This window comes from Soonwooa sp. T0.1_25 (assembly GCF_057652215.1).
Genome location: NZ_JBYFBZ010000001.1, coordinates 411166 through 435354 on the forward strand (window position 1 = coordinate 411166; position 24189 = coordinate 435354).

Sequence of the window (24189 nt, forward strand, 5' to 3'; positions counted from 1 at the left end):
TTGTTTTTCAAATTTTTGATTTGTAGTCTCGAAATTGTCTGTAAATTCTACTAAATTGCAACAAATATTAAATTCAATATCGTGAAAATCGTTATCGTCGGCTCCGGAAATGTGGCTTATCATCTTGCAAAAGCCTTAAAACAAACTGAACAAAATTTAGTCCAAATTTTCGGAAGAAACCAAGAAGTTTTAAATTCTATTTCAAAAGAATTAGATATTCCTGTGTCGACTAACGAGTTGGCGGATGCAGATTTATATGTTGTATCGGTGAGCGATTCTTCGGTTGAGGATGTTTCAGAAATTATAAAAAATCCTAATGCAATTGTTGCTCACACCTCAGGTTCTTTACCAAAAGAAATATTAAATGGTGATTACAAAAAAGCAAGCTTTTATCCACTGCAAACTTTTTCGAAGTCGAAAGATTTAGATTATGCAGGGATTCCATTTTTTATTGAGGCCGAAAATAAAGATGTTGAAACGGTTCTAAGAGAAGTTGCTTCAAAAATTTCTAAACATGTCGAAATTGCTGATTTTGAAAAACGAAAATATGTCCATTTAACAGCAGTTTTTGCATGCAATTTTGTGAATCATCTTTTTGCTCGAGCTAAAGAAATTTCGGATTCGCAACAGATTTCGTTTGATTATTTTATGCCTTTAATAGAAGAAACTTTTGATAAAATTAAATCTGTAAATCCAAAAGACGCGCAAACTGGACCTGCGGTTAGAAATGATAAGAGGATTTTGGAAGCGCATAAAGAACTTATCAAAAACCTTGAGCAATTGGCAGTTTATGAAGTTATGAATGCCTCGATCCAAAAAATGTACAATTTGGATTAAAATATTTTGTAACAAAATTCGAGACTCGCTACTAATTGGATATTACATTTAAAAACAATACAAAATGAATATTAAAAAATTAATCAGTCTTAGTTTTATCTTGTTTGTAGGATTACTTTCGGCGCAAGAAAATGCGAACCGTTTTTTCTACGAATTAAGTTTTAAACCAAAAAAAGATTCTGCAAAAATTGACAAAGTCATGACGATTTTGGATATTACAAGTACAAAGTCTATTTATCAGGATTTTACTTTTCCCGCTCAAGATTCAATTATAAAATCCGCAGTTGAAGAAATGGAAAGAACGAAAACTTTTAAAGATTTGAGCAAGTCGCTTAAGATGCCAAAGTTTAGTTATAAGATTTACAAGTCCTATCCATCCATGCTTGAGACGTATCAAGATAGAATTAGTATGAATCTTTTTGGGTATGAAGAGTCTGTGAAATTCGATTGGAAAATTTCTAATGACAAACAAATGATTGGGAAATACAATACTCAAAAAGCAACCACAGAATTCGGAGGAAGAAAATGGACAGCTTGGTTTAGTGCAGATTTGCCTTTCCAAGATGGGCCATACAAATTCTATGGACTTCCGGGTTTAATTGTTAAAATAGAAGATGATGCTAAAAATTATTCTTGGGAATTAAAAGGGAATAAACAACTAAAAGATTGGAAAGAGCTGAGCTATGCTGAAGAAGCAAACGCTAAATATGGCGTTAGTAATGAAATGAAATTAATTACTAAAGAGAAATTTGATAAAGCATATTTAGCTTTTAAACAAGATCCAATGGCGGAGGCAAGAACTCGCGTTCCTGAAAATATGTTGAGTATGAAAATGCCAGGAAGTGATTTGACAATTGGTGAAATGATGAAAAATCAAGAAAAAATGTTGAAAGATTTTTTTGGTGCTAACGATAATCCAATTGAGATTACAGAAACCGCAGCGAAGAAGAAAAAATAGTTTTATATTATTGATAACATGATAAAAGTCGGGTGATAGCTCGGCTTTTCTGTTTTAGTTTGTTATTTAGATTTAATTAAAATAAGCTATCTTTGCAATTCTAAATTACTCGTTTTGACAAAAAAAATATCTGGAACATTATGTTGTTTCCCTAAAAATACATTAGGGAAAATTCGTGGGTTTAATGATGAATTGAAAATGCCAACCAAAATTTTGGAAATGGGACTGTTGCCAAAAACGAGTTTTAAGATTTTGTATCAAGCGCCTTTTGATGGGCCTTTGTATATCGAATATGGAGAGGAGCGATCTAGACTTGCGTTAAGAATTGAAGAAGCAAGATTTATTGAGGTAGAGATGATGTAGTTATGGAAAATCAAAAAAATCCGGGCAAAAAAGTCCTTTTAGTCGGAAATCCAAATGTTGGAAAATCAACTATTTTTAATGGACTTTCTAAGAAAAAACAAAAAACTGGTAATTACGCAGGTGTAACAGTTGCTAGTCATTCTGGACAATACGAATACGAAGGCGAAAATGTAGAGATTGTCGATCTTCCAGGTTCTTACAGTATTTATCCAACTTCTGAGGATGAAGCTATTTTTTCAAAATATTTGGTAGAAGAGCGCGATACTTACGAAGGCGTTATTTACGTTGCTGATGCTATTAATTTGCGACGAAGTTTACTGCTTTTTCAACAGATTCGTGATTACGGTATTCCTGCAATTATGGTGATTAACCAGATTGACGAAGCCGAAAAAAGAGAAATTAATATCGATATTAAAAAACTTTCAGAACTTCTCAATGTTCCTGTTTTTAAATCGAATGCTAAAAAAAATATTGGTCTCGAAGAAATTAAAAAAGCGGTTAAAAACTCTGAGTTTACAACCACCGAAAAAATTAGTTTTGAAATCCCTGTCGAGCAAAAAGAGATTGTAACTCGGATTTCTGACCAAACGCATGAGGCGAATCAATATCGAGTATGGACGCTTTTGGCGGCTAATAATTATATCGGGAAACTTAATAACATCAACGAGATTCTTAAAAAAGAAGATGTAAGTTGCCATGTTCCGAAACGTTTGCAAGTCCAAGAGACCATTAGACGCTATCAAGTTATTGATGAAGTGTTATCTCAAATCGTTCAGAAAAAACCGGCTTTTAAAGAACTTTTAACAGAAAAACTAGATAAAGTTTTAGTGCATAAAGTTTGGGGTTATGTTTTCTTTTTTTTGATTTTGATGTTGGTTTTCGAAAGCGTATTTTTCTTAGCAGAATTCCCAATGGCGTGGATCGAAGATGGATTTGCGTGGTTGACAGATTGGGCTGCGGCAACTATTCCTCCAGGACCAATTAATAGTCTTATAACCACGGGAATTATTCCTGGTGTTGGCGGGATTTTGGTTTTCGCACCTCAAATTGGTATTATGCTTTATTTCCTTTATCTGTTAGAGGATTCGGGTTATATGGCGCGCGTCGTATTTTTGATGGATAAATTTTTGCGACCTTTTGGCTTGAACGGTAAAAGTATTGTGCCTTTGGTTTCTGGTGTTGCTTGTGCGATTCCTGCAATTATGTCTACAAGAAACATCGAAAATACAAAAGAACGATTAATTACTATTTTAGCGACACCTTTTATGACTTGTGCTGCTAGAATACCAGTGTACAGTATTTTGATAACCTTGGTTATTCCAGATAAGACATTTTTAGGTTTTGGATATCATGCATTGGCTTTGATGGCTATGTATCTATTAGGCTTTGTTCTGGCACTTTTAGCAGCTTTGGTTTCAAAGTTTTTTATTAAATCTAAAACTAAAAGTTTTTTGGTTATGGATTTGCCAACATACAAAATGCCACTTTGGGGTTACAATGTAAAGTTGATGTTGGAGAAAGTTTGGGGATTTGTGACGGGTGCTGGTAAAGTTATTTTTGCAGTTAGTGTTATCTTGTGGGCTCTGAGTTATTTTGGTCCAAAACAGCAACCAAATCAATTTGTAGCAAGTGAAGTGAGTCTTCAGGATTCATATCTTGGTAAAGTTGGACATTTTATAGAGCCAGCCATTCGACCTTTGGGTTACGATTGGAAAATGGGAATCGGCCTGTTATCAAGTTTTGCAGCAAGGGAGGTTTTTGTTGGTACGATGTCAACTTTATATAGTCTAGATGACGAAGCGCCAGAAGGGAAGTTGCTCGACAAAATGCATCACGATACTTATCCGAATGGTGAGAAGGTTTTCACTTTAGCCACAGGTATTTCATTACTTATGTTCTACGCATTTGCGATGCAATGCTTCACAACTATTGCGGTTGTATATCGTGAGACAGGAAGTTGGAAGTTAACGGCAACACAAACTGTTGTCATGTGTTTCTTGGCATACTTTGTGTCGTTACTTACGTATCAGATTTTAAAATAACTTCTAAAAATTTAAACAAAATGGATTCTCTCGTAATTCAATATACATTGATTGGTGTTTTGATTTTTGCTATTGTTTATGCACTTTTCAGAAATTTACGAAACGCTTTTAGAAAGTCAAAAAAAGGCGGTGGTTGCGATACCAATTGCGGTTGTTCGTAATATCATTTTTGATTAACGTTTGGCAGTTATTTTTTATGTAATTTTGCATAAAAATTTATTTAATGTCATTAATAAAAAGTATCTCTGGTATTCGCGGAACGATAGGTGGACAAGTCAATGCTAACTTAACACCTTTAGACATCGTAAAATTCGCTTCCGCATTCGGAACTTGGCTTCAAAATACTAAAAACAAAAAAAATCTAAAACTCGTAATCGGTCGTGATGCTCGTATTTCTGGGCAAATGTGTTCGTCTTTGGTGACGGCAACTTTGCAAGGTTTGGGTATCGATGTTATCGATTTAGGATTGTCAACAACGCCAACTGTGGAGGTGATGGTGCCAGAACTAAATGCTGATGGCGGAATTATCTTAACGGCTTCTCATAATCCTAAACAATGGAACGCGCTAAAACTTCTTAATGACAAAGGCGAATTCATCAATGCAGAGGAAGGTGCTAAAGTTTTAGAATTGGCTGAGAACGAAGATTTTAATTATGCTGAAGTTGATGATTTAGGAAAGTACGAAGTTAACAAGGATGCTTTCGATATTCATATTCAAAAGATTTTAGCATTGCCAATGGTTGATGCAGAAGCGATTAAAGCTAAAAAATTCAAAGTTGTTTTGGATGCTGTTAACTCAACCGGAGGTTTAGCTATTCCGATGTTATTAGAACAACTTGGATGTGATGTTGTTAAACTTTATTGCGAGCCAAACGGTCATTTCCCGCACAATCCAGAACCTTTGAAGGAACATCTTGGTGACATTTGCGAATTGATGATAAAAGAAAAAGCTGATGTTGGCGTTGTGGTAGATCCAGATGTTGACAGATTGGCTTTAATTGATGAGAAAGGCGAAATGTTCGGTGAAGAGTATACGTTGGTTGCTGTTGCAGACTATCTTTTAAAACATAAAAAAGGTGCAGCTATTTCTAATTTGTCATCGAGTAGAGCACTTCGTGATGTGGCGCAAAGTCATGGTTCGGAGTATTTCGCAAGCGCAGTAGGAGAGGTTAATGTGGTTAACTTGATGAAGGAAAAAGATGCGGTTATCGGTGGAGAAGGTAATGGCGGAATTATCTATCCAGATTTACATTACGGAAGAGATTCTTTAGTTGGTGTTGCCTTGTTTTTAACACATTTAGCAAAAGAAAACAAAACAGTTTCTGAGCTTAGAGCCACTTATCCAGCTTATTTTATGGGTAAAAAGAAAATCGAATTGACGCCAGAAATTAATGTTGATGATCTTTTAACTAAAATGGAAAAAGAATATCAAAACGAAGAGGTTTCTACGGTAGACGGTGTTAAAATTGATTTTGCTGAAAATTGGGTTCACCTTAGGAAGTCAAATACAGAGCCGATTATCAGAATTTATACAGAAGCTAAATCGCAAGAGGAAGCTGACAAATTGGGTGATGATATCATCGCCAAAATTAAAAGTTTGATTTAATATTTTTTTATTAAATTTAGTAGTCGGCTTTAGACAGATTATGTGTTTTATTAATTAAAGTCTATCGAAGTTTGTAAAACTTTTTCTCATTTCGATAGTACGTTTATAATATATTGGAAGAATTTTTTGAAAACGAACTTGCTAAAAAGTTCGAAGACATGATTGAAAATAATGAAGAACTTTACTTCGATACCGAAGAATACGAGGATATCATTATTTATTATTTGGAACTTGGCGACATTTCTTACGCAGAATTGGCAACAAAATATGCGTTGAAACTCCATCCAACATCAATCGAATTAAAAACAAAACAACTAGAGGTTTTCCTAGAGCTAGAACGCTATACAAAGGCTAAAGAACTTATCGATGAGTTGAAGCCATCTTGTATGGAAATGACAGACTTTTTGGTGTGTTGTGCTAAATATTATTCTAACCTCGGGAATCCAAAACGCTCAATTGAATATTGCGAAAAGGCTTTGGAGTTGGAAGAAGAAGAGAACTTCCTGCACAATTTTATCGCTGATGAGTATGTGAATCTTGACGATCCATTCAACGCTTTGAAACATTATTCTAAAGCTTTGCAATTTGATCCTCAAGACGAATATTCTTTGGAAAATGCAATGGCTTGTTATACGAAGCTTAATCGCTTCCAAGAAGCTTTAGGATTTATCAACCAATATTTGGACAAGTATCCGTTCTCGGAAATGGCTTGGTTCGAGTTTGGACAGCTTCATTTCAATAAAAAGAATTATCTGGAAGCTATCAAAGGTTTTGATTATCTTTTGGCGATTAATCCAAATTCGGTGGGAGTTTACGCTAACAAAGCGGCTTGTTATGAGGCTTTGGGAGATTGGGCGCGCGCGATCGAAGTTTATGAAGAGATGTTGGATTTGGAATATACCAAGGCTTTTACTTATTACAAAATAGGACTTTGTTATAAAGAAAACAAAATGCCGATTCAGGCTTTGGCTTATTTTCAAAAGTCGTTAATAGAAGATCCTCAGTTTTATTTATCGATGATGGAGCAATCTTATATCTACGAAGATATGGGCAAATTAAAAGAAGCGCTTCATTTTGCTAAAGAAAGTGTGTTGTTAAACGAAAATAATATTGAGTATCAAAAACGTTTGGCTTTCCTTTATATTGAGTCTGGCAAGTTTGAAGAAAGTTTAGCTTGTTTTAAAAAATTGATTGCTGTTGAGCCTTCAAGATTTTATAATTGGTATGCTTTTTCGGAAGTTTTGATGCTGATTGGCGAGTACGAAGATGCTTTAGCGCTTTTAGTAAAGGCAATTCAGTTGCATAACCGCGCAGAATTGCATTATCAAAAGAGTAACTGTTATTTCCATCTTAATTTAAATAAAGAAGGAAATGAAGCCTTGAAACAAGCTTTAGAAATGGATCCCGAAATCTCCGATGATATGGGACAAAAGTATCCATTTATAAAAGAAGCCGTCAAAAAAGTTAAGACTAAAAAGAAATAGAACTAAAAATCATCTCAATCTGAGATGATTTTTTTTGTCGGTGTACTTCTCAAAAATATTAATCCGCCTAATATTAAAGCTGCCCCGAAATATTGTATCCATGTTAAATGTTCGCCATCTAATAATCCCCAAATAACTGCAACTATCGGCATAACCAGCGTTGTTGTGGAGGCGAATAATGGTGTAGAAATGTGTAATAATTTGTAGTTGAGCATCATTGCAAGTCCAGTCCCAACAATCGATAATGTCCCAACGTACATAAAGCCGTGCCACGGAATTTCTGTGCCAGAATTTAATTTAGTGAAAAATCCAGAAAAAATTAAAGACAAAAACGACGGAATTAGCAGCACAATGGAAAATACAAAAGCTGATAATATTTTTGGTTCTACGTTATGTAGTTTTGCTTTGACCGTTGTAGTGCTAACTGCGTACATCAAAGTTGCTAAAAGAAGCAGTAAAATTGGATAGAGTTTGAATTCGCCAAAATTTAAATTTCCGAATGCTAAAATACAAGCGCCAGTAAAACTTATAAGAATCCCGTAAAGCTGCGATTTTGTTGTTGCAATTCCCCAAGCCAAACTTCCAACAATAATCACGAAAATAGGCATCATAGAGTTGATAATCCCCGCAATACTGCTGCTAATATGTTCTTCGGCCATCGGGAATAAGAACATCGGGAAAAAGTTACCACACAATGCTGTGATAATTAACCATTTTACTCTGTCTTTCGGGAATTTTTTGATCTCTTTAATTGCAAAAGGTAACAGAACCAAACCCGAAATCAGAACTCTTAAACCTCCGACTTGATAAGGATTAAAGTAGATAAGAGATTTTTTTATTAAAATAAATGAAGAACCCCAGATTAAGGAAAGTACGATGAGTAGAATCCATTTTAGTTTATCATTCGACATTTGATGATTGGTATAGAATTGTTAAATACTCTTTTTTCGAAATCATTTTGGCACCCAAACTTTCCAAATGCTCGCTATGGACTTGGCAGTCGATTAAATCAAATTCGCTAGCATGGGTTTTACAAAAATTAATAAAACCAGCTTTGGACGCATTGCTAACTTTAGAAAACATACTTTCGCCACAAAAAACACGCCCGATTTTAATACCGTAAAATCCGCCAACCAATTCTTCGTTTTGCCAAACCTCAAAGCTGTGGGCAATGCCATGTTTATGGAGCTCAATAAAGGATTTTATTAAATCATCATTAAGCCAAGTTCCGTCTTGGTCAGATCGATAAGTTGTCTGACAAGCCTTTATCACTGCTTCGAAGTTTTTGTTTTCAGTAAAACTGAAAACATTTCGATTTAGGATTTTTGACATCGACTTTGAGATTTTTAATTCATTTGGAATTAAAATAAATCTCGGATCTGGGCACCACCACAAAATTTCCGAATCTTCGTTGTGCCAAGGAAAAATCCCTAATTGATACGCAAAATACACACGTTCTGGACGTAGATCTCCGCCAATAGCAATAACGCCTTGGTCAGGATTATACAACATCGGATCAGGAAACGAAATATCGTCGGCGTCTAGTCTAATCATTGGGATAAAAAAATCCTACTTATTAGCAGGATTTTATTTTGGTTGTTTTCTTTTGTTTAGAAAGGAAGATCATCTTCTTCGTCTGCGAAAACATTTGTGTTTTGGCTAGAACTTGCAGGAGCGCCAGCCGCAGATGTAGGCTCATTAAAGCTACCACCGTCTAGTTTTTCGATTCTCCAACCATTAATCGAGTTGAAATATTTAACTTCTCCTTGTGGCGAAGTCCACTCGCGTCCTCTTATGTTGATAGAAACTTTCACTTTATCTCCTTCGTTGTAGGCATTAAGTAAGTCAACTTTTTCTGAAAGAAATTCGATGTTAATCGGCTGTGGATACTGTTCCTCAGTTAATAATATCATTTCTTTTTTTTGAAAACCACTTGCAAATGTCTGTAAATCAGAAAGTTTTTTAATAGTGCCTTGTAACTCCATGTTAAAATAAATTTATGTGGGTAAAGGTAATAAAAACGAAAATAGATTAAAAATTTTTAGGTCTAAAAAAGGTGAAGAAAAAAAATATTAAAAAGTTTTAAAAAATATTTGGTTGGTAAAATAAAAAGTCTCTATATTTGCAACCACAAAACAACAGGTAAGAAGTTCTTTAAATAAAGCGGATGTGGTGTAATTGGTAGCCACGCCAGACTTAGGATCTGGTGCTTCACGGCGTGGGGGTTCGAGTCCCTTCATCCGCACTATGCGAAAATAGCTCAGCTGGTAGAGCACAACCTTGCCAAGGTTGGGGTCGCGGGTTCGAATCCCGTTTTTCGCTCCACACCATGCCCTGGTGGTGGAACTGGTAGACACGCAGGACTTAAAATCCTGTGCCTCTTTTGGCGTACGGGTTCAAGTCCCGTCTGGGGTACATAAGAAGACTGATAATCATTGATTATCGGTCTTTTTTGTTTTAGGATGAGATGTTTTTTTTTGAAGTTTATATTTAATAAACCTATTGGCGTCTTTTCAGCTATTAGAATGCATGATCTTAAGGAATATTAAATAGCCATTACCTTATATTTAAAAACAAAAAAGCCCTCAACAGAGGACTTTTATAACTTGCACAATTCAAAAATTACTTTTTAGATTCTTCTACAGAAACTTTTCTGAATTCTTTGAATAATTTTGTTAATTCTAAAGCTGATTTTCTAGCTCTTGCTCCAGCAGCTTTGTTTCCTTTTTCTTCTTGTAAGCTAGCATCAGTTTTGAAAGCTTCGATTTCAGCATTGATCTTTTCAATAAGTTCTTTCATTGTAAATTATTTTAATTTGAGCGTCAAATATAGAATTTTGTTTGATTGCACCCAATTTTTTTTCAATAAAAATGATGCTTTAACGCTTTACTTATCGGATTTTTAAATAAAAAAGTAGTTTTCTAAGCTTTTTTCTTTAGTTTTTGTATTCACATTACGAAATTTATATGATTTGTATTAGAAAAACTGGTTAGTACTTCTGTTTCTTATTGTTTGTTTCCGATTTTTAAATTATTTAGTAAAAATGTTAGTTATTGCGTTATTATTTAGTATATTAGAGAAACTAATAACCAAAATGAAATCAATATGAGATGCTTTGCTTTTGCTGAGTGTGTGTATTCGTCGCCTCAGCTTTTCTATAAAGACTTTTCTTTTTTGTCAACTGTCAAATTTTTAGTGCCATTACCACAAAATACAAGCATCACAAATTCGATTGCTGTTTTTTTTCGTGACATTTCGTATAGGAATCAGCATATTGACGTGTTTTTTGGTATTTTTCTGCTATGTGTTTTAATGTTTTTATTCTTTTTTAAAAAACACAGACGTCATAGAAAAAGCGCAACAGCTGAGATTATTAAATTAAAAACCGAAAATGAATTCTTAAGTAGAAATGCAGATTTACGCTTTAGTTATCAACATTCTTTAATGCAATCACTTTTTGATGCGGAAGGTGTTGGCTGTTCTCCAGAGGTTAATACTGCTTTATTAGCTATTAAAAATAGAGTGTCAGATCTTGGACAAATGCACAATGAGTTAACGAGGCGATCTAACCAAAGTCAACTACACATGAAGGAATATATGTCCATGTTTGAAAGTTTTATTAATGAGAAGTCAAATCATGCTGATCTAAAATTTAGCGTTAATCATAATCCAAAATTGGAGGTTGAAAAACTTGCTTTTATTGGGCTTATTGTTCATGAGTTGATGTCAAGTGCTTTTGCGCATCAGCCAGTTGGAGAGGAGCGCTTAAAAGTTAATGTTAATGTAAAGCAAGAAGCAGGCAAGTTAGCTATTGATGTTAAAGATAATGGTCTCAAAAATTTTTCGGAGATTGATTTTAAAAATTCTCCTTCTTTGGGATTAAAATTGGCGATGGAGCTTAGTAAGCAGATAGAAGCTTCCGTCTATTATGTGCATTCAAAAATAGGGACGCATTATCAGTTGCAAATTCCCAATTAGTTTATTTTTTTTCATATTAGTAAAGAAAGCCGCGCGGAACGAAGTTCCGCGCGGCTTGTTTTTGTTACATTATTTTTTGTAGACTTTTCTATTTCAAAAGAGCATTGAAAGTGTCACCTTGACGAATGTCGCCTGTGTTGTAACCTTTCATAAACCATTCTTTACGTTGAGCAGAAGAACCATGTGTAAAAGCTTCTTGATTAACATAGCCGCTTGATCTTTTTTGGATATTGTCGTCACCAACAGCTTCTGCTGCACTAATTGCAGACTCAATGTCGCCGGGTTCTAATATCTTTTCACGATTGTCCGTTTGTCTTGCCCATACACCAGCGTAGAAATCCGCTTGTAGTTCGGTTGCAACCGATACACGATTCATTTCAGCTTCGGAGTAACGTCCACTTTGTCTAAGTTGATCTACTTTTTGTGTCGTTCCTAACAAAGTCTGTACATGGTGACCAACTTCATGCGCCATAACATAAGCGATAGAAAATTCGGTTACTTTAGCACCAAAGCGTTGTTGCAACTCGTTGAAGAAGCTCATGTCCATGTAGACTGTTTCGTCAGCGGGACAATAGAAAGGTCCCATCGCCGCTTGCGCTGTACCGCAACCAGAGCGCGTTACGTCTTCGAAAAGTACAACATACGGTTTTCTATAAGTCATTCCGTTTTGCTGGAAGATTTGTGTCCATGTTTTCTCAGTCTCGGCTGTTACCATCCGTACAAACTCACGAACTTGAAGTTCTTGTTGGTTAAGTTGTCTTTGTTCTGTCTGTTGTCCGCCAGAGTTAACAGCAGTCCCTAAAATTGCTGATGGATCGCCTCCTAAAAAGAAAACAATAGCAGCAATAATTAAAGTGCCCAATCCACCGCCAACAAGAATTCCGCCACCTCCGCCGGAACCGCGTCTGTCGTCAACGTTGTCACTTCTATCGTTAGTCCATTTCATAGTTTGAAAATTTATGTGATAAAAGTACAAAAAAAATGTAGGTGAGAAACCTACATTTGATTTTATTCTAAGAATGTGGAAAATCGTCTAAAATAGCCCCGATGGGAGCAATTGTTTGAGCTCGTTGTAAAGCTTGGATTTGCTTTGGCTACAACAGCGAGTGCGGACAGCGGGACCAATAGTCAAAAGCATGGAGAATCGTCCTGCTCCTAAAATTATACTTTGTTGTTAAACTGTATCATTTTGATGGCTGTAACGGCTGCTTCGATGCCTTTGTTGCCCAATGCACCGCCACTTCTTGCAATAGACTGTTCTTTGGTGTCGTCTGTTAAAACACAGAAAATAGTCGGCGTCTTGGTAAGGATGTTGCAATCTTTGATGCCGTGCGCCACTGCCGAACAAACGTAGTCAAAATGCGGCGTCTCGCCACGAATAACGCATCCAATAGCGATAACGGCTGCAAAACGGTTGGATTTGCACATTTGCATTGCTGCAAAACTAAGTTCGAAAGCGCCTGGGACGTAGAAAACTTTGATGTTTTCTTTACGAATGCCTTCTTTGTGAAGTACTTCTATCGCGCCATCGCGCATGTTGAATGTTACAAAATCATTCCACTCAGAAACAACAATGCCGATAGAATATTCATCGGCATTTGATAGGCTGAGTGGCTTGTAATCGGAAAGATTAACCGTTGCCATGTTTTAGTAATATTTAGTCATTTCAATATAAGCATCAGACTGACCATTGTCATAGTCTTGATACTTCTCATCGATTGTAGCAAAGTATTTTTTAGCTTCTGCCTTTTTGTTAAGAGACAATGCCAACATCCCTGCTTTTTTTGTAAAATAATAAGTTGTATAAGCATCCTTTGACGCAGTTGTTGCTTTGTCAAGATTAGACATTGCGTCATCGCTACGGTTAAGGTTAGCAGAGCAATCTGCCATTGCACCGTACTTCATCGCCATTAAAGTCTTATTGTCGCTGCTGAATTTGTCCAACAGGTCATAGGCTTTTTGGAAATTTCCTTTTTTGAATTCGATAAGTCCTGCGTTATAAGCCGCCAACTTACCAGCATCGGTAGCAGAATACTCGTTGTAAGTCCCAACAAAACCAGGATTAGCGGCGCTTTTTCCTCCTAATGCTAAGTCGTTATCACCTTTGGAAAGGTTAGCTTGAGCTGTTAAGAATGATTTAGTCGCTTCTTCGTTTTGAGGTCCTACTATAAATTGTTTATAACCAAAAAATCCTAAAACTGCAAGGATGAGAACACCGAAAACAATACCAACTGTTTTAGAATGCTTCTCTAAGCCTTGTTCTACATTGAAAGCCTTTTGGTCTAAGTCTTTAAAAAACTCTACGGTTTCTTTACCTTCTTCGATTTGTTTTTTATTTAAGTCTGCCATATTTTTTATATAATCGAAATGCAAATTTAATGCTTTCTGTGTGATATGCAAAAAAACTGCGTTTTATAGATTAATATTTTAAAATTGAATAAATATCTGCGTTGAATTTTTCAAGCTTTTTGGAGCCGTTAAGGTCTTCCAAAGAAATTAAGAAACTGAATTGTGCGGGGATGCTGCCTTGCTTTTCTACCAATTTGGCGGCCGCTTCTGTTGTCCCACCAGTTGCTAAGAGATCGTCGTGGATGAGCACGCGCTGTCCTTTTTGTAGCTGGTCAGTTTTCATCTCAATTTCCGAAGTGCCATATTCTAAGTCATAAACTTGTCCAATAAATGGTGGTGGAAGTTTTCCTTTTTTACGAATTAAAACAAATGGAACTTCTAACGCAACCGCAATCGCAATCCCAAAAAGATAACCACGACTTTCGATACCACAAACAACATCGATTTTTCCTTTGCTAAATTCTACAAAATCATTAATAACCGCTTCGTAAAGTTTTGGTTGTAAAAATATTGGGGAAATATCCTTAAACTGAATGCCTTCAATAGGGAAGTCTGGGATATTGGTTATCGTTTTTTCTAAATCGTGGATAAGATCCGAAGATGCCATTTAATTATTGTTTTTTAGATGAGTTAATTTTGTAGCTTGTGATTTTCCAGCCGTTAGATGTAGACTTAAGTCCATAGGTTACATTAAGTGAGGTCACGTTACCATCTTTATCGGTTACATCGTAGTTGGCGTTGATGGTTGATGCATTGTCTTTTGTAACTGGGGCAGAAACCGAGTTAACCTTTACACTTTTAACAGATCCAAAACCAGAATTTGGATTTGAGAACTTGTCATAACTTCCCCAAGCTGGGTTGTCAGCATTGTCAAAAGCAGCCTTATAATTTTGAGCGTTAAGATTGCTCAAGAATTTTGAAACCGTTGATTTTGGATCGCCAGCTGGTTTGGTTGGCGTTGTAGGCGTGGCCGGTGTTGTTCCAGTTGATGGATTTTCAGTGGCATTTGTTGGATTCTCTGGGTTGTTTGGATCCAATAAAGTAGGATCTGTTGGTTCTGGAATATCGGTAGAAGGCGCGGCTTGTAAAATCGCACGAGGATTAAATTCTATTCCAGATTTAATCATTTGATAGACTTTCTTAGCGGTTTTTACACTAATCTTAACTTCTAATTTGTTGTCGACAATATTTGCCACAGGAAGAGAAGAAAATTTAATAGTAAAACCTTTGAAGTTATTGTCCTGCATCATGTTTTTTGCAGTTTGCAATTTGTTTCCGTTACTGAAAACTTCAAGCGTTGTTTCTAGACCTGCTCCTGTAAAATTTATTTTTTCACCGTTTTGATCAACTAATTGCGGAACAACAACAACCGCTTTTGGACCAGTGATGCTGTCTGACATCGCAGGACGAACAACAATGTTAAGTCCGCTAGCTGTTACGTCGTTCGGGTCAACTTCCGAAGCTTTTTCATCACCAAAGATATTCATCGTTCCTAATGACGGTGGAGCAGTGCTAGACCAAGTAATATTATTTTTTTGAGCTACTTCGTCCGCCATTTTCAAAATTTCAGGAACTTTTTTTCCGTTAAGAAGTTTTCCTAAAGCTTCAATTTCTGCAATATCGCCATCGGCCTCTACACCGAAAGTTTTAAGAATATATAAAGCTTCATTGAATTTTATCTGTTTAAGCGTTGGTAGCGATGATGTCATATCGTTGATACTTTCTTGGAAAGCCTTTCTGTTAGCACCATCTACACTTGTTTTTTTACAAGACATCACAAGGACTAAACTTGCAAATAAAAGGTAACGGAAGAATTTCATATCTATGTTTTTTTTGTTAGAAATCTAATATACAATAATTATTGTTAATCTTCTATATTGCAATGTTTTGCATGAAATAGAATGTTAGATGCTGCAAAATTACATCATTTCTTTTTGCGTTAAGCATATTAAAAAAACTATTTTTACAAAAATTATAAAATGATGTCCAATACTTTGAAAGTTGAAATACATAGTTTCTCATATAAAAAAGGAGGTATACCTAAAGATAAGTCTGGGAATGGTGGTGGATTTGTCTTTGATTGTCGTGGGATCCTTAATCCGGGGCGTATCGAAGAGTATAAAATCCAAACAGGTAATGACGTTGCTGTACAAGATTATCTGGAAGAGAAGACGCAAATGCCAGATTTCTTAAATGCTATTAAAACTATCGTTTCTATTAATATTGAAGATTATTTAGCACGTGGTTTCGAGAATTTGCAAATTAATTTTGGTTGTACTGGTGGACAACATCGTTCGGTATATTCAGCGATAAAAATTGCAGAATTTATTAAAGAAAAATATCCTGAAGTCACAGTTGTGATTAATCATGATGAGCAACCACAACTTAATAATTAATTGATTTGATGAAAGCTGTAATTTTTGCGGCAGGAAAGGGGACACGCTTACAACCTTTCACCAATGCGCATCCCAAAGCTTTAGCCGAAGTTAACGGAATCCCTTTGTTAGAACGTAATATCAAGTATTTACAATCCTATGGTATTAATGATTTTGTTATTAATATTCATCATTTTGGAGAACAAATTATTGATTTCTTAAAACTTAGAAATAATTTTGGAGCCAATATTGAGATCTCTGACGAGCGAAATGAACTCTTGGAAACTGGTGGTGGTTTAATTTTTGCAAAAGAATTTTTATCATCAGAAGAAGATTTCCTCATTATGAATGCGGATATTCTTACCGATCTTAATATTTCGGATTTTATTAAATCGCATCTCGAATCTCAGAATTTTGTTACTTTAGCGGTTTCGGATAGACCAAGTTCTCGGAAATTATTTTTCGACGACCAAATGATATTGAAAGGTTGGAAGAATGTTGGGACTGGCGAAACGAGAATGGCAAGTACTAATTTTGGCTTTAAAGAATTGGCTTTTAGCGGAATTCATTGCATTAATTCAGCGATATTTAATAAAATTAAAAGAACTGGAAAATTCTCCATCATGGAAGAATATCTCGATATGATGATGACAGAACAGATTGTCGGTTACCAGCATCACGCAAATCTTATTGATGTTGGAAGACCAGAATCAATTGAAGAAGCAGAAAAAATATTTTTATGATTGACGATAATCAAGAATTAGATAAGAAGTTACACGACAGTTTTCGTAGAAAAACTTGGGACGAAACCATTACCAAAGACAGTTGGATGGTTTTTAAAGTTATGTCAGAATTCGTAGATGGTTACGAAAAAATGAGTAGAATAGGACCTTGTGTGTCTATTTTTGGATCTGCCCGTCTGAAGGAAGATAACTATTACTATAAAATGGCTAGCGAGATTGCTAAGAAAATCACCGAAATAGGATTTGGTGTCATAACTGGTGGCGGTCCTGGTATTATGGAAGCCGGTAACAGAGGCGCTTTCGGGTACGGAAGCTCGATTGGATTAAATATCGAATTGCCTTTCGAACAACATTTTAACCCGTACATCGACAAAGGTTACAATTTGGACTTTGATTATTTCTTTGTTCGAAAAGTAATGTTTGTTAAGTATTCTCAAGGCTTTATTGTAATGCCTGGCGGTTTTGGGACTTTAGATGAGTTGATGGAAGCATTAACTTTAATTCAGACCAAAAAAATTGGACGTTTTCCGATTGTTTTGGTAGGATCCGATTTTTGGAGTGGACTGTTGGATTGGTTTAAAAATACACTTCTTAAGAATAAGTTAATAAATGAAGAAGATTTATTACTGTTCCGAGTTGTAGATACAGCAGATGAAGCGGTTGCTCACATTAAAGCCTTCTATGATAAATATTCTGTAAACGTGAATTTCTAAATACTGTCGCATGGCATGTTATTTGAGCTAATTATAAAAATCAATTGTTATGAAAAAGTATTTTAACATTTTTGGGGTTTTATTCTTGCTTATTGCAATGAGTTTTACTGGATTGGAGATGTTTTCTTCGATGACGAAGGTGGAGTTTGTGGAAGGTAGTAAAACCTTAAAGTTTACAACTAAAGTTAACACATCTCATATTTCTAAAGCAGTAGGTATTGACCCAAATACAGCAGGTTTTGATGCTGAGGTTAAAAAGTATGTTAATGCCAACGTTGCGGTAGCTGTTAATGGAGCTAACAAGACTTTAACTTTTACAGGAAGTCAGGTTAATGGAGAGTCGGTTTTCGTGTATTATGAAGCAACTGGCGTTAGTGATGTATCAAGTCTAAGAATTAAGAATTCAATTTTAACTAATGTTTATCCTAAACAAGTTAATATTGTAAATGTTTCTTATAAAGGAAATCTAAAAACAGTTAACTTCCAAAAAGGAAAAGAAACTGCAGATGTCGATTTTTAATTGAATCGAATAATAAAAATAAAACCTCTCGAATTTTTCGGGAGGTTTTTTTATTTAGTGACACATTGTATGATCGTTAGGATCAGCACCATGATTGTGATGTTTAATCTGTAAAGCTTCTTTTTTCGGTGATAAATATGGAATGCCTAATTCTAAACCTCGAAGTATAAAAAGGCCACCAAGAAGTATCATAACAATTGGGACGATTTTTACAATTTTAAGACGCATATTTTGGTTAAGAAAATTACCAATTAGTACGATAGCAAACATAAAAGGAAAAGTCCCCAATCCGAAAAATAGCATGTACAGCGCACTTTGCCAGATTCCACCAGCTGCGATGGATGCTGTTAACGCCATATAGACCATTCCGCACGGTAAAAGACCATTCAGTAATCCTGTTGTAAAACGCGAACTAAGATCGGCTTTGGTAAGGAGTTTTGACAGTTTTAATTTAACTTTTAATAAAGCTTTATTAATGAACGGGATTTTGGTTGCGAAGTCTTTTCCTCCAAATGAAAATAGCGCCATTAATATTAATAAAATCCCAACAACAATACTTAAAGTTGTTTGTAATCCTGCAAATTGAAAACTTTCGCCAACAATACCGATAATAGCGCCAAGGATGGAATAGGTGATAATTCGGCCAAAATTATAGGTCAAATTCTGAAGGTAGAAATTAATCTTTTGTTCGCGCGTTAATCCCATGGAAAGGGCAATCGGGCCACACATACCAATGCAGTGAAAGCCCGACGCAAATCCTAGAAATAATGCTGAAAAAAGCAAGGCTATTTCCATAATACATCATAATCAATCTGGTACAATTGATTATTTTCTTTCCATTTAGTTTTTAATGTATAAGAACCAGGAACCAACACTCTAGCAGGAATTAGCAGCGAGTTAGTCCCATCCAAAAATTCTACTTTTTTTAAATCCAAAGTCGAATCATCTGTACGGAATAGTACAAAGTCAATCTCCTTTTTGTCAACTTTTCTTTCTGTTGGAAAATGAAGTTTGATACCGTTTTTGTCTTGAGAATAGACTGGATGCACCTCGAGGTCCATCGCTCTTTTTTTAGCATCGATAACATCTTGATAGACCAATTCTTCTTCGTAATAGTTACTCGATATCATTTCTGCATTTTGTTTTCCCATTGGGAAGATGAGAATTAAGTATAAAATAAATGCAATAAAACTACCTAAAGCTATAACCACTCCATGTCCCCATGATAATTTCTTGAACATATTTAATTTTTAAAATTGAAACTTAAACGGCCCTTCAAAATTGGTCTGGAAAGAATCTAGAAGTTCTCCATTCATATCATAAACGCCAATTGTAATATTTTCTTTCGAGTGTGTAATTTGCTTTTCTGGGAAGCTAACATTGATTGTCCCTTTTTGCATTGCATCTCTCTTAAGAACAACTTTGTTACCACCACTCATATTAACTTCACCATTCTTAGGATCTATGACCTTAATAGTAACTGTCATCGTCTTGTTGGACTTATTAAGGAAGGTGTAATTGTAAGTGTTTGTAATTTGACCATCTCTAACAAAGAATGTTGATCCTGGAGGTTTTAGGAATTTAGCTTCCATAGTTCCTCGATTATTCAATAAAAAGCCTAAAAATACCATTAGTAAAACTAAAATTACAGTTGAAGCTTTCATTCTGTTGGTAAACTTGAAACTTTCCTTCTTCTCGATTTGGTTGATAGATGCGTAACGGATAAGACCTTTTGGCAAACCAACTTTTTCCATTACTTCGTCGCAAGCATCTATACATGCAGTACAGTTAATACATTCTAGTTGCTGACCATTACGGATGTCGATACCTGTTGGGCACACAACAACGCATTGGTGACAATCGATACAATCTCCCTTGCCTTCTGCTTTACGATCTTCGCCTTTTCTCCATTTAGATCGGTTTTCTCCACGTTGATAGTCGTAGAATACATTAATGGTTTCTTTGTCGATAAGTACACCTTGTAGACGACCGTAAGGACATACTAGTGTACAAACTTGTTCTCTAAACCAAGCAAATACAAAGTAGAATGCCGCCGTGAACATTATCATTACCAAGAAGTTGGTTGGTCTTGCAAATGGACCTTCTTTCATGATTTTGAAAACTTCTTCATAACCAACGATATACATAAACATAAAGTGTGTTATGATAAGTGAGATCAAAAGGAAAATACTCCACTTAAGACCTTTTTTCCATATTTTTTCTGAGTTCCAAGGTTGTTGGTCAAGTCGGATTTGCTTGTTTCTATCACCTTCGATAGCGTATTCAATTTTTCTAAAAATCATTTCAAGAAAAATAGTTTGGGGACAAATCCATCCACAAAATATTCTACCAAAAACAACGGTAAAAAGAATAATGAATACTAAAGATGCGATGGCTCCTAATGCAAGTATGAAAAAATCTTGTGGATAAAAAGGTTGCCCTATGATAAAGAATTGACGATCGATAATATTAATCATCAAAAATGGGTTGCCATTAATTTTAATAAAAGGAACAGCAAAAAATATAATTAAAAGGATAACGCTAACAATATTTCGATAGTTGGTGTATTTTCCTTTTGGTTTGCGCGGGAAGACCCATTTACGTTTACCAGTATTGTCCATTGTCCCGACAGAATCCCTAAATGTTTCTGCCTCTATTATTTGGCCTTGGCCTCCAATGTCAGTTTTGTTAGAGTTGCTCATATCATTCATTTATAAATGGAAAAAGAGATTGCCCTGAAAAAAAACGAAGTTTCTTTTCATATATCAGCTCATTTGACACAAGTGAACCGATACATCTTGACAATCTCTTTTAGTATGTTATATTAAAAATCTATTTTTCCCAATGCGCTTCAGTACCTTGAGGTGCTGCGCCGCCTTGTGCTGTTGTAATAGGTGCTTGTTCTTGGTTAATGTGATATACGTAAGCCGCTACTTTTTCGATATCTTTCCCAGTTAATACACCATTTTTACCCCAAGCTTGCATTGTTGGGTTATGTGGGCTACCATTGTACACCACGTGGAAAATACTTTTGTATAAAGTTTTTTCCGGTTGGTTGATCCAGAAATTGTCAGTTAAGTTAGGACCAATACCACCTTTACCAGCATCCATATGACAAGCAGTACAGTTGGTGTTGAATATCTGTTCTCCTTCTGCAACATTATCTTCTGAGAAAACCGCAGTTTCAATAGTTACAGGAGGGACACTTTTGTTATACTCGTCAATTGCAGCAATTTGCTCTTTATGCTCTATGTTGTATTCAACATCTGGGTGGGCAAAATCTGTAAAACTAAATGAAACAATGTAAAGAATACAATAAGCAACACCAAAGTAAAAGAGACCTAACCACCATTTTGGAAGTTGATTATCCAACTCCATGATACCATCGAAACCGTGGTCAATAAGAATGTCTTCTTCTTCTTTAGCTGTTTGCTTTTTAGAAGCTGAGTTCCACAAATATTGGAAATAAGGAACTTTAGTTTCTGCTAAGTAAAGCTTTTTCTCTTCCTCTGTTAACTTTTTGAATTTTTCATTTTCAATTAGGTCACCAATCGCTCCTTGGATAAATACAACGATTATACTTACCAATGCTGCAGCCCAGAAATACTTTGTTTTAAAGAAATCTGAAGATTGTGCAAACATGTAAAATACGACAAGCAATAATCCTAATACAATAAGAATATTGATATATAAGGGTGTTCTTCTTTTCATGATTTTAAAAATGTTTTAGTGCGAAGTTTTATTGTCATCATCATCCATATCTAGGTCATCATTAAGAGGCGCATTTTCTTCTTCCTCATAATATTTTTTAGGTCTGTTAAACACAAACAATGTTATACCTACGAAAACTATGATGAACAGGATTAGAGAAAGGGTATTCAGCAATCCTGCATACTCAACATTAGAAATAATATCTTTAAAACTTTGCGGAATCATTCGTAATTATTATTAGTTGCTCGCTGTTTTAACTTCAGTTGTCTTAATGTCTGTACCTAATCTTTGTAGGTAAGAAATAAGTGCTGTAATCTCTCTCTTCTCAAGTGGTACAAAGCTTGCGCCTTGTGCTTGTTGTTGCTTCGCAAATTGGTCTTTAACATCACCTGCTTCAGAATAGATATTCTTAACGATAGCTGCTGCTTGGTTATTCATCCAAGAATCTGCTGAATCGATTTGCGCTTTAGTGTAAGGTACGTCCAAACTGTTTTTCATCAATTCTAATTTAGCTCTTGTTAATGATCTGTCTAGCGTGCTTGTAATTAACCAAGGGTAACGAGGCATGATAGATCCTGCAGATGTCGATCTTGGGTTATACATGTGCTTAAAGTGCCAAGAATCTGGTCTTACACCTCCTTCTCTGTGTAAGTCTGGACCAGTTCTCTTAGATCCCCATAAAAATGGATAATCATATACAAATTCACCAGCTTTTGAGTACTGACCATTTTTACCGTTGAATCTAACAACTTCATCACGGAAAGGTCTAATCATTTGAGAGTGACAAGCGTTACACCCTTCTCTAATATAGATGTCTCTACCTTCTAATTCTAATGGACTGTAAGGTTTAACCGCTGATATAGTAGGGACATTATTTTTCACAAATATTGTTGGTAAAATCTCGATCATACCTCCGATAGCTAAAGCAACGAAAGCTCCGATTGTGAAATATAAAGGTGTTCTTTCCAACCAAAGGTGGAAGGTTTCGCCTTGTTTTCTTCCTTTAACCGTTTTTACTAATGCAGGCGCCTCAGCAGGCACTTCTTTAAGGAATGAACCTTGTTTTGCCGTCTTAACTAAGTTAATAATCATCAAGATTGTACCAGAAATGTAGAATAAACCTCCAACAAATCTCATCTTATAGTAAGGAAGAATTGCTGTAACAGTATCTAACCAGTTTTTGTAAACTAAAGTACCATCTGGGTTAAATTGTTTCCACATCAAACCTTGTGTAAATCCTGAAATGTATAATGGCACAGCGTAGAAGATGATACCAAATGTACCTAACCAAAAATGCCAGTTAGCCATCTTCGTAGACCACAATTTTGTTCTCCACATTACTGGTACCAAGTAATAGATAACCCCGAATGCCATGAAACCATTCCATCCAAGAGCTCCTAAGTGTACGTGACCAATTACCCAGTCTGTAAAGTGCCCAACTTTATTTAAAGTTTTTGTTGCTAAAAGCGGACCTTCAAAAGTTGCCATACCATAACAAGTTACGGCTACAACGAAGAATTTAAGAATTGGATTCTCTCTTACTTTATCCCAAGCTCCTCTTAATGTCAATAGACCATTAAGCATACCACCCCAAGAGGGTGCGATTAGCATAATTGAGAAACCAGTCCCTACGGCCTGTGCCCATGCTGGTAAAGATGTATATTGTAAATGGTGAGGGCCAGCCCAGATATATACAAAAATTAATGACCAAAAGTGGATAATCGAAAGTTTGTATGAGAATACTGGTCTGTCAGCAGCTTTTGGTAAGAAGTAATACATCAAACCTAATACAGGCGTTGTTAATACGAAAGCCACAGCGTTGTGACCATACCACCATTGTACCAATGCATCTTTAACACCAGAATAGATAGAATAAGACTTCCACATTGTTAAAGGAACCTCAAGGTTGTTAAAGATGTGCAACATTGCAATGGCAACCCATGTGCCCAAGTAGAACCAAATAGCAACATACAAGTGTCTAACTCTTCTCTTGGCAATTGTCCCGAACATGTTAATACCGAAAATCACCCAGATTACCGTAATTAAAATGTCAATAGGCCATTCGTGCTCGGCATATTCCTTAGAAGTGTTAATACCCATAAGGAATGTGATGACTACAGAGACGATCATAATCTGCCATCCCCAGAAGTGGATCCATGACAACGTGTCGCTCCACATTCTTGTTTTTAGAAGTCGTTGCATCGAGTAATATGCCCCAGCAAAGAAGCTGTTACATACGAACGCGAAAATCACAGCACTAGTGTGCAACATTCTGATTCTTCCGAACCCAAATGCCCCATGTGAGTTGATTAATCCCTGCATATCCCCACTCTTGAGACTGGCAATTGTCAGGTCGTCCGTTCCTAAGAAATATTCAGGAAGTTCCGGATAAAAAAGCATTAGTGCCGCAGTAAGCCCAAGTAAGAATCCAACCAAGCCAAAAACTACAGTTGCAATCAAAAAAGCTTTTACGATACTATTGTCATAACTAAACTTTTGTGTTTCCATAT

General features: G+C 35.7%; 27 protein-coding genes and 3 tRNA genes. 15 read left to right on the forward strand and 15 right to left on the reverse strand.

The genetic code is table 11. The annotated features are described in order from the left end of the window. Window positions 1-66: 66 nt before the first annotated feature. The 7 genes from AC23MB_RS01915 (at window position 67) to AC23MB_RS01945 (ending at window position 7290) form a co-directional block, all read left to right on the forward strand. Complete coding sequence (locus AC23MB_RS01915) at window positions 67-837, forward strand: Rossmann-like and DUF2520 domain-containing protein (protein WP_374329687.1); 771 nt, start codon at window positions 67-69, stop codon at window positions 835-837. 64 nt (window positions 838-901) lie between these two features. Next, window positions 902-1795: a GLPGLI family protein gene (locus tag AC23MB_RS01920; RefSeq protein WP_313027050.1), complete on the forward strand. Its 894-nt coding sequence runs from the start codon at window positions 902-904 to the stop codon at window positions 1793-1795. A 114-nt stretch (window positions 1796-1909) separates the two neighbouring features. Next, entirely contained in the window at window positions 1910-2158 is a 249-nt protein-coding gene (locus AC23MB_RS01925) for a FeoA family protein (RefSeq protein ID WP_374329679.1), read from the forward strand. Between the two features lie 2 nt (window positions 2159-2160). Next, window positions 2161-4200 carry a ferrous iron transport protein B gene (gene feoB, locus AC23MB_RS01930; protein WP_374329681.1) on the forward strand — a complete coding sequence of 680 codons (2040 nt, stop codon included), beginning with the start codon at window positions 2161-2163 and terminating at the stop codon, window positions 4198-4200. 20 nt (window positions 4201-4220) lie between these two features. Further along, on the forward strand, window positions 4221-4361 hold the full coding sequence (locus AC23MB_RS01935) for a FeoB-associated Cys-rich membrane protein (RefSeq protein ID WP_487786402.1): 141 nt from the start codon (window positions 4221-4223) through the stop codon (window positions 4359-4361). Window positions 4362-4423: 62 nt separating this feature from the next. After that, a complete protein-coding gene (glmM, locus tag AC23MB_RS01940) occupies window positions 4424-5806 on the forward strand; it encodes a phosphoglucosamine mutase (RefSeq protein WP_487786403.1) in 1383 nt (460 codons plus the stop codon). A 113-nt stretch (window positions 5807-5919) separates the two neighbouring features. Then, the gene (locus AC23MB_RS01945; RefSeq protein WP_487786404.1) at window positions 5920-7290 is read left to right on the forward strand and encodes a tetratricopeptide repeat protein; all 1371 of its coding nucleotides are present in this window, start codon (window positions 5920-5922) and stop codon (window positions 7288-7290) included. A 14-nt stretch (window positions 7291-7304) separates the two neighbouring features. On the opposite strand, the gene AC23MB_RS01950 is transcribed toward AC23MB_RS01945, so the two are convergent. The 3 genes from AC23MB_RS01950 to AC23MB_RS01960 are packed head-to-tail and all read right to left on the reverse strand — an operon-like array spanning window position 7305 to window position 9275. After that, the gene (locus tag AC23MB_RS01950) at window positions 7305-8201 is read right to left on the reverse strand and encodes a DMT family transporter (protein WP_374329685.1); all 897 of its coding nucleotides are present in this window, start codon (window positions 8199-8201) and stop codon (window positions 7305-7307) included. Beyond that, window positions 8191-8844, reverse strand: coding sequence for a leucyl/phenylalanyl-tRNA--protein transferase (gene aat, locus AC23MB_RS01955; RefSeq protein ID WP_312323426.1), 654 nt, complete (start codon window positions 8842-8844; stop codon window positions 8191-8193). Before aat ends, AC23MB_RS01950 begins: the two co-directional genes overlap by 11 nt. A gap of 56 nt (window positions 8845-8900) precedes the next feature. After that, complete coding sequence (locus AC23MB_RS01960; protein ID WP_312323428.1) at window positions 8901-9275, reverse strand: DUF3127 domain-containing protein; 375 nt, start codon at window positions 9273-9275, stop codon at window positions 8901-8903. A 178-nt stretch (window positions 9276-9453) separates the two neighbouring features. Here AC23MB_RS01960 and AC23MB_RS01965 point away from each other — a divergent pair. The 3 genes from AC23MB_RS01965 (at window position 9454) to AC23MB_RS01975 (ending at window position 9705) form a co-directional block, all read left to right on the forward strand. Beyond that, window positions 9454-9535: transfer RNA gene (locus tag AC23MB_RS01965), tRNA-Leu, on the forward strand. A 4-nt stretch (window positions 9536-9539) separates the two neighbouring features. Beyond that, a tRNA-Gly gene (locus AC23MB_RS01970) sits at window positions 9540-9615 on the forward strand. Between the two features lie 6 nt (window positions 9616-9621). Next, window positions 9622-9705 (forward strand) — tRNA-Leu (locus tag AC23MB_RS01975). Between the two features lie 207 nt (window positions 9706-9912). Here AC23MB_RS01975 and AC23MB_RS01980 read toward each other — a convergent pair. Next, complete coding sequence (locus AC23MB_RS01980; protein ID WP_079666618.1) at window positions 9913-10089, reverse strand: histone H1; 177 nt, start codon at window positions 10087-10089, stop codon at window positions 9913-9915. A 645-nt stretch (window positions 10090-10734) separates the two neighbouring features. Here AC23MB_RS01980 and AC23MB_RS01985 point away from each other — a divergent pair. Further along, on the forward strand, window positions 10735-11268 hold the full coding sequence (locus AC23MB_RS01985; protein ID WP_374329295.1) for a sensor histidine kinase family protein: 534 nt from the start codon (window positions 10735-10737) through the stop codon (window positions 11266-11268). Window positions 11269-11356: 88 nt separating this feature from the next. On the opposite strand, the gene ypfJ is transcribed toward AC23MB_RS01985, so the two are convergent. The 5 genes from ypfJ to AC23MB_RS02010 form a co-directional block, all read right to left on the reverse strand. After that, window positions 11357-12214 carry a KPN_02809 family neutral zinc metallopeptidase gene (gene ypfJ, locus AC23MB_RS01990; protein WP_374329294.1) on the reverse strand — a complete coding sequence of 286 codons (858 nt, stop codon included), beginning with the start codon at window positions 12212-12214 and terminating at the stop codon, window positions 11357-11359. 215 nt (window positions 12215-12429) lie between these two features. Continuing rightward, window positions 12430-12912: a 6,7-dimethyl-8-ribityllumazine synthase gene (ribH, locus tag AC23MB_RS01995; protein ID WP_374329293.1), complete on the reverse strand. Its 483-nt coding sequence runs from the start codon at window positions 12910-12912 to the stop codon at window positions 12430-12432. A gap of 3 nt (window positions 12913-12915) precedes the next feature. After that, window positions 12916-13617 carry a YfgM family protein gene (locus tag AC23MB_RS02000; protein ID WP_374329292.1) on the reverse strand — a complete coding sequence of 234 codons (702 nt, stop codon included), beginning with the start codon at window positions 13615-13617 and terminating at the stop codon, window positions 12916-12918. 70 nt (window positions 13618-13687) lie between these two features. Beyond that, complete coding sequence (locus AC23MB_RS02005; RefSeq protein WP_374329291.1) at window positions 13688-14224, reverse strand: adenine phosphoribosyltransferase; 537 nt, start codon at window positions 14222-14224, stop codon at window positions 13688-13690. 4 nt (window positions 14225-14228) lie between these two features. Further along, a complete protein-coding gene (locus AC23MB_RS02010) occupies window positions 14229-15437 on the reverse strand; it encodes a hypothetical protein (protein ID WP_487786405.1) in 1209 nt (402 codons plus the stop codon). Window positions 15438-15596: 159 nt separating this feature from the next. Between AC23MB_RS02010 and AC23MB_RS02015 the strand changes: the two genes are divergently transcribed. Genes AC23MB_RS02015 through AC23MB_RS02030 form a run of 4 tightly spaced genes read left to right on the forward strand, consistent with a single transcriptional unit; the run spans window position 15597 to window position 17968 of the window. Further along, window positions 15597-16013 (forward strand): RapZ C-terminal domain-containing protein, encoded by a 417-nt coding sequence (locus AC23MB_RS02015; RefSeq protein ID WP_313215091.1) that lies wholly within the window; start codon window positions 15597-15599, stop codon window positions 16011-16013. Window positions 16014-16021: 8 nt separating this feature from the next. After that, entirely contained in the window at window positions 16022-16735 is a 714-nt protein-coding gene (locus tag AC23MB_RS02020; RefSeq protein ID WP_374329296.1) for a nucleotidyltransferase family protein, read from the forward strand. Continuing rightward, window positions 16732-17448, forward strand: coding sequence for an LOG family protein (locus AC23MB_RS02025; protein ID WP_487786406.1), 717 nt, complete (start codon window positions 16732-16734; stop codon window positions 17446-17448). Before AC23MB_RS02020 ends, AC23MB_RS02025 begins: the two co-directional genes overlap by 4 nt. A gap of 49 nt (window positions 17449-17497) precedes the next feature. Next, window positions 17498-17968, forward strand: coding sequence for a DUF6702 family protein (locus tag AC23MB_RS02030; RefSeq protein ID WP_487786407.1), 471 nt, complete (start codon window positions 17498-17500; stop codon window positions 17966-17968). A gap of 54 nt (window positions 17969-18022) precedes the next feature. Here AC23MB_RS02030 and AC23MB_RS02035 read toward each other — a convergent pair whose 3' ends face one another. The 6 genes from AC23MB_RS02035 to ccoN form a co-directional block, all read right to left on the reverse strand. Continuing rightward, window positions 18023-18763 carry a sulfite exporter TauE/SafE family protein gene (locus AC23MB_RS02035; protein WP_313215095.1) on the reverse strand — a complete coding sequence of 247 codons (741 nt, stop codon included), beginning with the start codon at window positions 18761-18763 and terminating at the stop codon, window positions 18023-18025. Further along, a complete protein-coding gene (locus AC23MB_RS02040) occupies window positions 18754-19209 on the reverse strand; it encodes a FixH family protein (RefSeq protein WP_313215096.1) in 456 nt (151 codons plus the stop codon). Before AC23MB_RS02040 ends, AC23MB_RS02035 begins: the two co-directional genes overlap by 10 nt. A gap of 9 nt (window positions 19210-19218) precedes the next feature. Next, window positions 19219-20670, reverse strand: a complete 1452-nt coding sequence (ccoG, locus tag AC23MB_RS02045) for a cytochrome c oxidase accessory protein CcoG (RefSeq protein ID WP_487786408.1) — start codon at window positions 20668-20670, stop codon at window positions 19219-19221. Window positions 20671-20800: 130 nt separating this feature from the next. Next, the gene (locus AC23MB_RS02050; RefSeq protein ID WP_374329284.1) at window positions 20801-21679 is read right to left on the reverse strand and encodes a c-type cytochrome; all 879 of its coding nucleotides are present in this window, start codon (window positions 21677-21679) and stop codon (window positions 20801-20803) included. Between the two features lie 15 nt (window positions 21680-21694). Next, window positions 21695-21904 carry a CcoQ/FixQ family Cbb3-type cytochrome c oxidase assembly chaperone gene (locus tag AC23MB_RS02055; RefSeq protein ID WP_313215099.1) on the reverse strand — a complete coding sequence of 70 codons (210 nt, stop codon included), beginning with the start codon at window positions 21902-21904 and terminating at the stop codon, window positions 21695-21697. Between the two features lie 12 nt (window positions 21905-21916). Beyond that, window positions 21917-24187, reverse strand: a complete 2271-nt coding sequence (gene ccoN, locus AC23MB_RS02060; RefSeq protein ID WP_487786409.1) for a cytochrome-c oxidase, cbb3-type subunit I — start codon at window positions 24185-24187, stop codon at window positions 21917-21919. Window positions 24188-24189: the final 2 nt, after the last annotated feature.